The following is a 12,429-nucleotide window of genomic DNA, read 5'->3' on the forward strand; positions in this document are numbered from 1 at the left end:
CCGATCCGCCCGACCGGCCGAACGGCGCGGCCCTGCACGGGCACACCTGGCCAACTTTCGAAGATCACGAGCGGGCTGCGACGGTGGGCCTTGCGGGCCAGCCGCGGTCGGTCAGGATCGAGGGCCAGTACGCACACCTGCTGACCGCCGCTGCGTAGCGCGACTGGAGCGAGGCGCAGTGCGCCGACGCCGTGCTGACCGCCACCGGCGGCCGGTGGATCGTCATGATCGAGCGCCGCGACGGCGGCGGGTAGGCGCTGCCCGGCGGCCACATCGAGCCGGGCGAGGCCGTGGCCGACGTGGCGGCCCGGGAGTTGACCGAGGAAACCGGGCTGGTCGTCACTCTCCCCGACCCGCGGGTCGAGATAATCGATCGTCAAAATTCTCGGAGTCACGGCAACGTTTGCTGGGTTCGAGAGCGTAAGTAGTGGCCGTGAGATTGAGACTGAGGGCGCGGGTGGCTGATGCATGATCGCGAGGACAAGGAGGTGACAGCCTTTGTACGGGCGCGTTACGGATCGCTGCTCCGGACCGCCTTCCTGCTGTGCGGAGACCGGGGAAAGGCCGAGGATCTGGTCCAGACGACGTTGGCCAAGACCGTTGTGGCGTGGTCTCGACTGCAACGCTCAGAAGGCGTCGATCACTACGTTCGGCGCATACTAGTCAACACTTTCGTGACCTGGAGGCGGCGCCGATCCTGGTGGGAGCAGCCCTGGGGCCGGCTGGTGGAGAGTCAGGCACGCGACGAGTACGTGGGGGTGGAACAGCGGGACTTGCTCCGCCGGGCGTTGGACGGGCTGCCGGCACGACAGCGTGCCGCCGTCGTACTGCGCTTCTACGAGGACCTGTCCGAACAGGACACGGCACGCGTACTGGGTTGCTCGGTGGGCACGGTCAAGAGTCTTTCATCAAGGGGTCTGCAGACTCTGCGTAAGCAGTGGGTTGAGGCCGACGCTGTTGCTGATCAAGAGGTGCGCTATGCGTAACACGACCGAGTTGCGTGACGGCCTGGTGGATCTGGCCGAGTCGGTGGCACCGGCCGAGGGTTATGAAGGCAAGATCATGCGGCGGGCGGACCGGCGTCGCGGGCGCCGGCGTATCGCCGCCGGAACTGCGGCTGCGGTTTGCCTGGCGGTGCTGGTCACGATGTTTCGGGTTGTCGGACTCGCCCCCGCACCGCAACTCGCTGCACCGGCGCCGGATGGCCCGTTTCTGGGCTGGTCCCCGGTGGGAGACGTGGACGCTGGCCTGGTAAGTGAGGCCGCCAGCGTCTGGGACCGCACCAACTCGGCAGGCCCGCACACAGATGTTCGAGCCCTTGTCGCGACGCGCCACCCACGCCTGCGTTCGACTGTGGTCGTCCTGCAGGGTTACGACAAGCAGGGCGACGCGCGCCTGGCCTTCTTCACCGGTGATTCCAGTGCGGCGGACGCCTTACGGATGCGGGTTGATCGGCCGGTGCCCGACCCGGTGAAGACTCAGGTGATCAGTCTGGTCAGTCCACGGTTGTCCGGTGCCGCTGGCGAGCTCAGTAACGACTCCTGGGGCACTTATGCTATTGCCCTCGCCGTGCCAGGCGTGACAGCGGTGCGGATCTCGAGCACCGCGGTCGATGATGACATGTCACAAGAACCGGACGGGCCCAACAGTCGCCTTGTGGTAAAACGACTCCCGCTCGCTGCGACCGCGCAGACGACGACGATCGCCGGGTTCACCAAGCCGAGACGACCGTTAGCTAGCCTCACGAAGGTGTTCGAGGTGCCTGGTGAGGACGGTGTGAACGGCGACGCGCGGGCCGTGCCCGCCGAGGTAGTCGGCAGAACCGGCCAACAGGTAATCGTGACGTTCCCGAAGGATCAGGGAGTCAGGCCAGGGCAACTAGTCGTCGTCGCCGAAGGTTTGGTCGGACGCGTAACGGCAGTCGATACCGTCCGCGGTGAAGCTACTGTCGACCTCGTCACCAGCGTCGGATTCTCCGGCCAGGTACACGCGGATATAAGTAAAGTTCCGGGTTCCGTGCGCGGCACCGGCGGAAAACTGCTCATGGACGGCGTTCCCGCGGACGGTGAAATTTACCAGACCAACCGTGTCCTGATGCCGGATCCGTCCCAGCGCAGCAATCAGGTTGGCGCTGTCACGATCGGGCGAGCGTCTGCGGACAAGGCGGCAGGCGCGACCACGGTGGAGCTTACGCCAACAGTCGACCTTGCCAGCCTCAGTAGATTGTCGATCATGACGCCATCCGGCCCCTGACGGCGGCCCGCCGACGCAAGGATGCGCGGAGGCGACTCGCCTCCGCGCATCCTCAACAGGTCTGCAGGGTCAGTAGTGGACGTAGCCGCTGCCGGAAGCCTTTGCGATGTCCCCGCTGGAGTTACCCGTGGAGTAGTAGTTGAAGTACATAGTTGTGTTCGTCGGAACGTTCGACCAGCACCAGGTACGCGTCACGCCGTCCGTGGGAACGGTGATAGTCCCGCCCGCCGACAGCGCAACCTTAAACTGATGCCACGACTCCTCGGGGTAATCCCAGGTAGCTTCGATGTCCTTGCAGAAACTCGTCCTCGTGGATTTGAAGTCTCGGCCATTCTTGCCCCAGAACCCCTCGAATGTGAAGGAGTACGGGATTGTGGACACCGCGAAAGGAGTCATTCCCGTCGTGACCGTCGGGCCGTCCTGAGTGTAGTGGTCGATTGAACCCTGAAGCTTGGGCATGCTCCCGGTGACCGTCATGGTCACGTTCGGCGGGAGCGACGCCCACACGGCGGCATTGTTCGCTGCGATCTCGGCGGCACTAAACGTCCGCTTCGCCGGCTCGCCGCCGGCCGCTGCGGTTTCAGGTGCCGCTTGAGCCGGAGCAGCCAATAACAGCAATCCTGTGGCCACGGCAGCGACGATTCCAAAAGACCGCTTCACTAACGAGTGTGACACTCTGTGATCCTCCCGTGCGGTTTGTGTGATAGACCGACTCTGTCATCGATTGAGTCATCACTGCAAGAGCGACTATGGTCGATATTTGTGCGACTTTTCACCGGCATCGGGTCAACGCGCCCGGTGGACATGTGATATCGCCGGGAGTCTCTACGTGAGGGGGTGGTTCGGGAGGCGGCTCCGGCAACGTGCCAACGCGAGGAAGGCGTGCGCGAACAAGCTCGGATCGGGCGGCTTCGAGGAGCAGCCCATGGCCTGGGGCGGTGGCGTCCCGCCGCTACCGGGCCGGTGAAGTCTCGACCGGAGCGCGCCCTCGTCACTCGGCGGCGAGCTGTCGCATAAGCACCGCGTACCCGCGTCCCGATTCGGTGAAGCCGAGCCTGCGGTACAGCGCCAGGGCCGGGTGGTTGATGTCGCTCACCTGGAGTCGCAACCGGCGGAAGCCCGCTGATCGTGCCCGGTGCTGGGCCCGCACGATCATCGCGGTGGCCAGGCCGCGGCGGCGCCAGGGCGGCCGGGTGCCGAGGCAGTGCAGCAGCGCCGTCGGCTCGTCCGCACCCTCGTCGGCCAGCGCGAAGAGGAAGGCCGCGACCGGGTTGTCGGCCTGGCTCACCTCGGCGAGCAGCAGGCAGGAGAGGTCGGGCAGGAAGTGCGGGTGTGCGGTGGCGTGTTGTGGCCAGGTGCGCCGGTCGGGTCGGAGCGCCGCTGGACTCTCCGCGTAGGTCTCGTTGTGCGCCAGCCGTGCGAGTTCCTCGTAACGCTCGTCGACGGGTTCCAGCGCCAGGCCGGGCGGCAGCCCCGCGGCGGGCGACGACTCCGGCACCGCCAGGACGAGGTCGCGTTCGTGCCGGATCAGCGAGAAGCCGTCCTCGACCAGCAGTCGGTGCCCGGTGCCGTCGTTCTCGGCGCACCGGGTACCCAGAACGGCTGCCTGTGCCGTTCCCCCGACCCGCCGCAACTGCTCCGCCCGTTCGACGAGCCACCGGTGCAGCTCCGTGCGAACCTCGCCCGGCAGGTCGGGATGGGCCACGGCAGTCAGCCGGATCCGGCGTAGACCATCCGCCTCTCCCATGTCGGCGGCTTCCGCGTACGCGGCGACGGCCCCGTCGTCGGCGACGCCGACCAGGGTGTGCCGAGCGAGGTCCGGACCGAGGCTCGCCAGCCGTCTGCCGACGTCCTCGGCGCGTTGATCGAGGCCGACGGGCGCGTGCACCTCGGCCTGCCGAAAGAGGGCCGCCAGTGGCACGGCATCGTCTGGGGCGGCCGGAATCCAGTGGAGAACCTTCATCGACCGCATCCTATCGAGGTGGTGCTCGGGGCAGGATCGACCGCCGGTGCCCACCCGTCGCGAAACATTCAAGATCCACAGCCGAAACAAGCGGCCGGGAGATTAACATCTGCCGTTCCTGTGTTGATCAACTTGAGGAATCGTATTGCTACCTCCACGTCTACGCGGACGACTGCCGATAGCGCTGTGCACCGCGCTCGCGGTGCTCGCCCCGTCGCCCGCCCTGGCCGCACCCGGCCCCGCTGCCCCCGCCGCCCTCGCGTCTGCCGCACCCCCGGCTCCCGCAACCACCCCCACCGTCACCCTGATCACCGGGGAGAAGGTCACCGCCACCCGGTCGGCCGACGGAAGTCTCAGCCCCCAGGTACGAGACGCCGAGGGACGGCTGACCGGGTTCACCTCGTCCCGGGTGGGCGGGGACACCTACGTCTACCCGCACGGTGTGCTGGCGTACGTGGGCGCCGGGCTGCTCGACAAGCAACTGTTCAACCTCTCGGAGTTGCTGGCGGACGGCTACGACGACGCGCGGCGCGACCACCTTCCGCTGATCGTCACCTACACCGCTGCCGCCGCCCGTTCCCGTAGCGCCTCGGCGCCCGCGGGCGCCCGCGACGTTCGTCGGCTGGACAGCATCCAGGGCGCCGCCCTGAACGTCGACCGCTCGGAGACCTTCTGGTCCTCGATCACCGGCGGCGGGGAGGCGACCGCTCGTTCCGCCGGCGGTCGGCCCGCTCTCGGCGGCGGCATCGCGAAGATCTGGCTGGACGGCAAGGTCGAGGCCGACCTCGCCGACAGCACCGCGCAGGTCGGCGCCCCGCAGGTCTGGGCGTCCGGGAACACCGGCAAGGGCGTCGACGTCGCCGTCCTGGACACCGGCATCGACGTCAGCCACCCGGACTTCGCCGGCCAGATCGCCGCCACCGAGTCCTTCGTTCCAGGCGAGACGGTCAAGGACGTCTTCGGCCACGGCACGCACGTCGCCTCCACGATCGCCGGCACCGGCGCGGCCTCGGGCGGCACGGAGAAGGGCGTCGCCCCGGGCGTACGGCTGCACGTCGGCAAGGTCCTCGGTGACAACAACTCCGGTCAGGACTCCTGGATCATCAGCGGCATGGAGTGGGCCGTCCGCGAGCAGCACGCCAAGATCGTCAACATGAGCCTCGGGGCCGACCCCACCGACGGCACCGACCCGATGAGTGTGGCGCTCAACGAGCTGAGCGAAGAGACCGGCGCGCTGTTCGTCGTCGCGGCCGGAAACACCGGTCCCAACCAGTACACGATCGGCAGCCCCGGCAGTGCGGACGCCGCGCTGACCGTCGGCGCCGTCGACGGCAACGACACCCTCGCCATGTTCTCCAGCCAGGGTCCGCGGATCGGCGACCGGGCCCTCAAGCCCGACCTCACCGCCCCCGGTGTCGGCGTCCTGGCCGCCCGTTCGCAGGACTCCGCAGGCGAAGGCTGGTACCGCCTCGGCGACGGCACCTCGATGGCCTCCCCGCACGTCGCCGGCGCTGCCGCGCTGCTGGCCGCCCAACATCCCGACTTCACCGGGAAGCAGCTCAAGGAAGCTCTGGTCAGCACCGCGAAGCCGCTCGCCGGGCTCAACCCGTACCAGGGCGGCAACGGCCGACTGGACATCGCCGCGACCACCGCCGCGTCCGTCGTCGCCACCACCAGCGCCGACTTCGGCTACCCCGAGTGGCCGACCGCCCCCGAGGGCACGGTCGAACGGGAGGTCCGTTATCGCAACCTCGGTGACAACGCTGTCACCCTCGACCTCGCTGCGACCGTCGACGGTGCCCCGGAGAATCTCTTCGCCCTGTCGTCCCGGCAGATCACCGTCCCGGCGCGTGGCGTCACCTCGGTGACCGTGGCCACGGACTTCGACCGCGTACCGGCCGACAACCCCTTCGCGGGCTTCCTCACCGCCACCGATGCCGCCGGCACGGTCCGTACCCGTACCGCGCTCGCGATCGGTCGTGAGGGCGTACGCCACCGGCTCACCGTCCAGGCCACGGACCGCAGTGGCAAACCGACAGGCGGAGACCTCCTCCTGCTCGGGCAGGACAACACGGTCCTACAGCAGCAGGTCGACGCCACCGGCACCCTGGAACTGCGGCTTCCCGCCGGCACGTACGCGGCGTGGCTCAAGACCGAGGTCGAGGGCGTGAACGGACCGAACTCGCGCGGGCTCGCCGTACTGCCGGTACCGGAGATCACCCTCGACCAGGACCGCACCGTCGATGTCGACGCCACCAAGGCCCGCCGGGTCTCGGTGACCACGCCACAGGAATCCACTCTGGACGGTGCCCGCATCGAGGTGTCTCGCGAATTCGGCGGCAACGTATGGACCGACGGCTGGTTCCTGGATCCCGCGCACGACAGTGTCTGGGTGCTGCCCAGCGACCGCAAGGTCACGACGGGCACGTTCAGCTTCAGCACCCAGTGGCGTACGGTGCAGCCCGCGGTGACGGTGACGGCCGACGGCCGTGACTACGACGACCTTCGGGTGCAGCGGGCCGCGACGCCGCTGCCGCGCGGCGATCAGCACCTCGACGCGGTGTTCGCCGGCGACGGGGACAGCGGCGGGTACGCCGCGCTGAACGCCCGCGGCAGGGCCGCCGTGGTGCGCCGCAACGACGCCGTACCCGTGCAGAAGCAGGCCGCGGCGGCGGCATCCGCCGGCGCCCGTCTCCTGCTCGTGGTCAACGACGGCACCGGGCGCCTCGCGGCGTGGCCGGGTTCGGTGTGGGTGCCCCAGGACCCGCCGCCGGTCACCGTGGCCACCCTCACCCGGGACGAGGGTGAGCAGTTGATCGCCCGGATCACGCGCGGGAAGCGGGTTCGGCTCGACGTCACCTCCCACCCCACCACCGAGTACGTCTACGACCTGATCCGCGACTACGTCGGTGCGGTTCCGGCGGACCTCGCCCAGCGGGTCAGCAAGCGTGAACTGGCCCGGGTCGACATGTCCCTACGCAACTGGCGTCCCGGCCGGGCGGTGGAGACGCGCAACGGTCTCACCGCGTCGGGATCGATGAGCGGCCTCGACTACCACGAGGTCCCGGCGCGCGGCGACCGCACCGACTGGGTCAGCGCCGGGACGCGGTGGACCACGAACGTCGCGGTGCCGGACGAGCAGTCCCAGCAGACGGCACCCACCACCTATCGGGCCGGTTCCGTCCAGCAGGAGCGGTGGTTCGGCCCGGTGCAACGGCCTCGGCTGCTGACGACCAACACCGTCTTCCGGGGCGACGGTGACGCGATCTCCGCCCTGATCCCCGGCTGGGGCGACTCGGGCACCGCGCACGAGGGCAGCACCCCCGGCAACATGGCCGTCGACAACAGCCTGCGGCTCTACCAGGGCGACACGCTCGTCGGCGAGGCCGACCGTTTCCACCCGATGATGAGCAGCAGCGTCCTCAGCCCGGAGCCCCTGCCGTACCGACTCGTGTCGGACAACAGGCGGGACGGCTGGGCCGGGGCGTACTCGACCGCCACCAGGACGGAATGGGGCTTCATCTCCGCCCGGATCAAACCCGGCGTCCTGGCGTGGGAACCGTCCCTGATCCAGCTCGACTACGCCGTCGACACCGACGTCGACGGCAGGGCGAAGCGCAACGCCGACCTCACCGTCACCGCACTGCACCTGCCGACGGCGACCGAGGCGTCCGCCATTCGGACGGTGACGCTGGATGTGTCCTACGACGACGGCGCGAGCTGGCACCACGCCAAGCTCCAGCACAAGGGTGACGGTTGGCGTACGCGGATCGACGCCCCGCGTACGGCAGGTTTCGTCACCCTGCGCGCCACGGCCCGGGACGTCCGGGGCAACAGCGTCGAGCAGCGCATCACCCGGGCCTTCGGCCTGCGGTGAGCTGGGGTGGCGGGTGGGGACCGGCATCGGTCCCCACCCGCCGCCCGCTCGCGATCGACCCGGCGAGACGATCCGTCACCTGTCGAGGGACGTCTCCACGGCGGGCCGCAGCGGGCCGCCACGCAGCGCGTACGCGACCAGACCGGTCACCGCCAGGGTGCTGGCGCAGACGGTGGCGGCGGTGGTGCCGGCGGGTTGGATCAGCCATCCGGCGATCTGCATCCGCAGGTCCCCGCTGGGACCCAGCAACGGCAGGACCGCGATGAGGGTCCAGGTCAGCGGGCAGATCCACGACAGGGCGGCACCGAACAGGGCGGCACCGAGGGCGGTGAGCCCGAGGAGCCCCGCGGTGTTGCGCAGCATCAGGCTGAACGGTTCGTAGCGCGCGTCGGTGACCGCGCTGAGGGCCAGCAGGGCGGTGATCGTGGCGACGGCGAGCAGCAGGTGCCCGGCGCGTCGCAGCGGCCAGTTGACCGACGCGGTGCGGTCGAGGGCGTCGTCGGCACCGCTGAGGGTGGTGCCGGCCGCGACCACCGCCAGCATGATGACGAGGCTGGCCGTGCGGGTGTTGATGGTCGTCGAGTCGGTGTAGGCCAGCGACAGTGCCCATGCCACCGCGATGAGCGCGGACGCGGTGGTCAGCGCGAGGGGCACCCGGCGGGAGCGGAGGTAGAGCTGAAGCCACCTCACGGCTGACCCTCGGGCAGGACCGCCACGAGGCCGTCGCCCTGGCAGGCCAGCGCCGCCTCGCGTGCCGCTGCCATCCGACGCCGTTGCTCGGCCTCCGGGAGACTCACCAGCGCCTGGTACGCGCTCACCAGTCGCTCCACCTCCGCGGGGTCCCATCCGGTCGGGGCCGGTGGTCGACCGGTCAGCCAGGCGGCGGCGACGATCCGGGCCCGGTACTCGTCGCCCTGAACCGACTGGTCGGCGCACTCCTGCTGCCAGGCGGCCTCGAGCAGGGACGGCAGGAAGTAGTCGCCGGACAGGTCGGCGCGCCCGAGGCGGTCGAACGAGGGGGTGTCGAAGACGACCGTGTCGGCGGAGTGCGGGGCCGGTGCCGCTCTTGGATCCAGCCGTGCCCAGTAGCTGACCTGCTGGGTCTGCACCGCCCGGACGGGTGCGTTGGGCAGCTTGGCCGCCATCATGGCGAGAGCCTGGCGGGCAGGGCCGACGACGTCGGGCAGCAACTCGGCGTGCACCCGCGTCACGCAGACCTGCGGGCCGGCGTTGTCACAGACCAGCTCGATGGCGGCCGGGTCGACGACCGCCGCCCCGCGCGTACCGCCGATGGGCAGGAGCGGTACGGCCACCGCGGCGCCGAGCACCGCCGGGAGGAGGGCCAGCGCGGTGGCTCGGCGGCGGACCGTGCCCAGCAGCAGCAGTCCGGTGGCGGCGAGCGCCACCAGCCACAGCGTCTGGAGCGCGCTGACCCGCGGCATGATCGTCTGGAAGTCGTCAAGTTCGTTGATGACCGGGATGAGCAGCAGCGCCGACGGTTCGGGCCGGAAGGCCGCCAGGTCGGGGTCGCGCTGGGCCGCGAGCTCGGGGACGAGCCCGAGCAGGGCGAACCCGGCCACCGCGACGACGGGTGCGGTGATCACCCGGGGTACGGCCCGACCGGCGGCCATGCCGAGCCAGCCGGCGGCGAGCAGGGCCGGAACACCGACGGCGGCGACGACGATGGTGGCGCCCGGGAAGTAGTGCGCCGTCGGCACCACCCAGCCGGCCGCGACGAGACACACCAGGGTGTACGCGGCCACCACCGTGATCGCGAGCGCGCCGGCGGTCACCGTGGTGCGGTGCCACCGGGGGCGGGCGGTGCTGGTGAACAACTCGCCGACCCGGTGCCGGGCGTCGCGCCGACCCAGCCACGCCCCACCGGCGAGCGCCAGCGGCAGCAGCACCACGAGTATCGACCGTGCGATGACCGCCAGTAGCATCCACCGGCCGGCGAAGAACTGGGTGGACGTGATCAGCAACGGCACGCCGGTGGCCAGCAACAGCAGTGCGACGCCCAGGGCCGCCGACCGACGTAGCTCGATGCGGAGGATGCGCCCGATCATGCCGGCACCTGCCCACGGTGGGAGCGCAGCAGCGCCGAGTAACCACGTTCGGTGGCGCTGTCGCCCGCGTCGTCCGCGCCGCCCTGCTGGGCCAGCTGCCCGGTGGTGCCCTGCCACACCAGGCGACCCTCGTGGACAAGCACCACGTCGGTGCAGGCCACCGCGACGTCCTCGACCAGGTGGGTGGAGACGAGCACGCAGCTGTCCAGACCGATCTCGCGCAACAGCTCGCGGAAGTCGAGCCGTTGCTCCGGGTCCAGGCCGACCGTCGGCTCGTCGAGCAGCAGCACCTCCGGGTCGTTGACGATCGCCTGGGCGATGCCGGCGCGGCGCAGCATCCCGCCGGAGAGTGTCTTCATCCGGGAGTCGGCGCGGTCGGCGAGGCCGACCCGTTCGACGGCCCGTTGCACCGCGCCCGGGATGACCGTCTTCGGCATCTCCTTGAGCCAGGCCATGTATTCGACGAACTCCCGGACGGTGAAGCGCGGGTAGAAGCCGAAGTGCTGCGGCAGGTAGCCCAGGCCACGCCGGACCCGACGGAGGTCCGCCTTGGCGGTGATGTCCTCGCCGAGCAGGCTCAACCGGCCACCGGCGGGCTTCACCACCGTGGCGAGTGCCCGCATCAACGTCGTCTTGCCGGCGCCGTTGGGGCCGAGCAACCCGTGCACGCCGGTGCCCAACGCCAGGTCCAGCCCGTTGACCGCCAGGTGTCGTCCGGCTCGGACCTGCAACTCCTCGGTTCGCACCGCCCACGGATGGGTGGACGGCCTGGTCTCCGCCGCGCTGACGATACGCATCATGACGTCTCCATTCGGTAGGTGGTTCGTGTTGTCAGCTGCTCACGACGTGCGGGGAAGTCCTCCGAGCGGACGTCGTCGGGCCCGGACGAGCACCACGGCCACCAGCGCCACGGTGCTGGCGGCCCACCAGGGCGAGCTGCTGTCCGCGAGGACGGCCGGGAGTCGGCCGCCGGCCAGACTCGGCGCCACGACGCCCGCGGACCAGGTGAGGGCCAGTACGGCGGCGGCGCGGTCCACCCCCACCAGCCCGCCCAGCGCCAGCGCCCCGGCGGTGAAGCCCAGCGCCGGCAGCAGCCAGAGACCCGGGGAGTGCCCGGTGCCCCAGCCCGCCACGGCCAGCACCGGGATGACCGCCACCAGGACCGCCAACGTGCGGCGCAGCAGCAGCGCCAACCCGGTACGCGGCATGGTCGCCATCAGCTCCCAGGCCGGATCGAGTCGCCGGCTCCAGAGCGCGGCCACCGGCAGCAGCGGTGCCATCGGCGCGACGAGCAGCACCAGCGACGGCAGGTTGTCGAAGGTCGTCTCGAAGAGCACCGCGGCCAGCATCAGGCCGGCGGCGGTGGCCAGCCACGGCAGGATCCGTCCGGCGACCCCGGTCCGCCGCAATCGCCGCCGACGCACCGGAGCAGGGCCGGTGGCGATTCCGGTGGCGATGCCGTCGGCCACCCGGTCCAGCAGGTCGCGGGTGGTGGGGTCGACCGCCTCGGCCAGGACCGCCCGGCAGGCGGCGCAGGACTCCAGGTGCGCCTCGACCGCCCAGCTGGTCGTGTCGTCGACGCCGCGACCACCCGAGGCGTACTCGGAGATCATCGTCTGGGTGGGATGAGTGGTCATGACAGCGCCTCCCGCAGCGCGATCCGGGCCCGCCGCGCGCGGGTCTTCACGGTTCCTTCCGGCATGCCGAGCAGCAGCGAGGTCTCCCGCACGGTCAACCCGTCGAGGACCATCGCGCGCAGCACCTGACGCAGCTCCGCCGGCAGTGCCTGCAGGGCCTGCTCCAGGTTGGCGTCCAACCCACCAGCGAGCGCCTCCTCCTCGGCCGCCGGAGCCACGGCGTCGTAGGTCTGCACCGACGGAATCCGCTCCCGTCGGGCCCGGTGGCGGAACGCGTCCACGAGCCGGTGCGCGGCGATCGTCCACAACCAGCCGACCGCGCTGCCGGAGCCCGCGGACTGCGCCTGGCTGCCGGCCGACCGCCACACCGCCAGGTACGTCTCCTGCAACACCTCGGCCACCACGTCCTCGTCGGCGCACCGCCGACGTAGCCGCGTGGTCAGCCACGGGGCGGTACGCCGGTACAGTGCGTCGAAGGCACGCCGATCGCCGCGGGCGACGCGGCGAAGCAACTCACCCTCGTCGAGTCCGTCCAGACTTCGTCTCACGACAGGCAAGACGATTCGACCCCCCACTTCGGTTCTGGCCCGGTGGTGACCCCGGTCACATTTCTTCCGTACTCGGATCGAGCCG

At 70.3% G+C, this 12,429-nt stretch carries 10 protein-coding genes and 1 pseudogene; 4 read left to right on the forward strand and 7 right to left on the reverse strand.

All coding sequences use genetic code 11. From position 1 onward, the window contains the following. Positions 1–164: 164 nt before the first annotated feature. From AB0C25_RS02985 to AB0C25_RS02995, 3 genes and pseudogenes are all read left to right on the forward strand, one after another. Positions 165–338: pseudogene (locus tag AB0C25_RS02985) on the forward strand (NUDIX domain-containing protein); the annotation flags it as partial. A 126-nt stretch (positions 339–464) separates the two neighbouring features. Continuing rightward, complete coding sequence (locus AB0C25_RS02990; RefSeq protein ID WP_357368910.1) at positions 465–986, forward strand: SigE family RNA polymerase sigma factor; 522 nt, start codon at positions 465–467, stop codon at positions 984–986. Further along, on the forward strand, positions 979–2,253 hold the full coding sequence (locus tag AB0C25_RS02995; RefSeq protein ID WP_357368912.1) for a rod shape-determining protein MreC: 1,275 nt from the start codon (positions 979–981) through the stop codon (positions 2,251–2,253). The genes AB0C25_RS02990 and AB0C25_RS02995 overlap by 8 nt, the downstream gene beginning before the upstream one ends. A gap of 69 nt (positions 2,254–2,322) precedes the next feature. Here the strand turns inward: AB0C25_RS02995 and AB0C25_RS03000 are convergent, their stop codons facing one another. Further along, a complete protein-coding gene (locus AB0C25_RS03000) occupies positions 2,323–2,883 on the reverse strand; it encodes a hypothetical protein (RefSeq protein WP_357368914.1) in 561 nt (186 codons plus the stop codon). A gap of 361 nt (positions 2,884–3,244) precedes the next feature. After that, a complete protein-coding gene (locus AB0C25_RS03005) occupies positions 3,245–4,216 on the reverse strand; it encodes a GNAT family N-acetyltransferase (RefSeq protein WP_357368916.1) in 972 nt (323 codons plus the stop codon). 145 nt (positions 4,217–4,361) lie between these two features. Between AB0C25_RS03005 and AB0C25_RS03010 the strand changes: the two genes are divergently transcribed. Then, entirely contained in the window at positions 4,362–8,093 is a 3,732-nt protein-coding gene (locus tag AB0C25_RS03010) for a S8 family serine peptidase (protein WP_357368918.1), read from the forward strand. Positions 8,094–8,168: 75 nt separating this feature from the next. Here the strand turns inward: AB0C25_RS03010 and AB0C25_RS03015 are convergent, their stop codons facing one another. Genes AB0C25_RS03015 through AB0C25_RS03035 form a run of 5 tightly spaced genes read right to left on the reverse strand, consistent with a single transcriptional unit; the run spans position 8,169 to position 12,344 of the window. Continuing rightward, a complete protein-coding gene (locus AB0C25_RS03015) occupies positions 8,169–8,783 on the reverse strand; it encodes a hypothetical protein (protein WP_357368920.1) in 615 nt (204 codons plus the stop codon). Beyond that, a complete protein-coding gene (locus tag AB0C25_RS03020; protein ID WP_357368922.1) occupies positions 8,780–10,159 on the reverse strand; it encodes a hypothetical protein in 1,380 nt (459 codons plus the stop codon). Before AB0C25_RS03020 ends, AB0C25_RS03015 begins: the two co-directional genes overlap by 4 nt. Next, positions 10,156–10,956 carry an ABC transporter ATP-binding protein gene (locus tag AB0C25_RS03025; protein WP_357242416.1) on the reverse strand — a complete coding sequence of 267 codons (801 nt, stop codon included), beginning with the start codon at positions 10,954–10,956 and terminating at the stop codon, positions 10,156–10,158. The genes AB0C25_RS03020 and AB0C25_RS03025 overlap by 4 nt, the downstream gene beginning before the upstream one ends. A 42-nt stretch (positions 10,957–10,998) precedes the next feature. Further along, the gene (locus AB0C25_RS03030; protein WP_357368924.1) at positions 10,999–11,796 is read right to left on the reverse strand and encodes a zf-HC2 domain-containing protein; all 798 of its coding nucleotides are present in this window, start codon (positions 11,794–11,796) and stop codon (positions 10,999–11,001) included. Next, the gene (locus tag AB0C25_RS03035; RefSeq protein ID WP_357241868.1) at positions 11,793–12,344 is read right to left on the reverse strand and encodes an RNA polymerase sigma factor; all 552 of its coding nucleotides are present in this window, start codon (positions 12,342–12,344) and stop codon (positions 11,793–11,795) included. Before AB0C25_RS03035 ends, AB0C25_RS03030 begins: the two co-directional genes overlap by 4 nt. Positions 12,345–12,429: the final 85 nt, after the last annotated feature.

This window comes from Micromonospora sp. NPDC048839, from assembly GCF_040649915.1.
In the GTDB taxonomy this organism is placed as follows: Bacteria; Actinomycetota; Actinomycetes; order Mycobacteriales; family Micromonosporaceae; genus Micromonospora.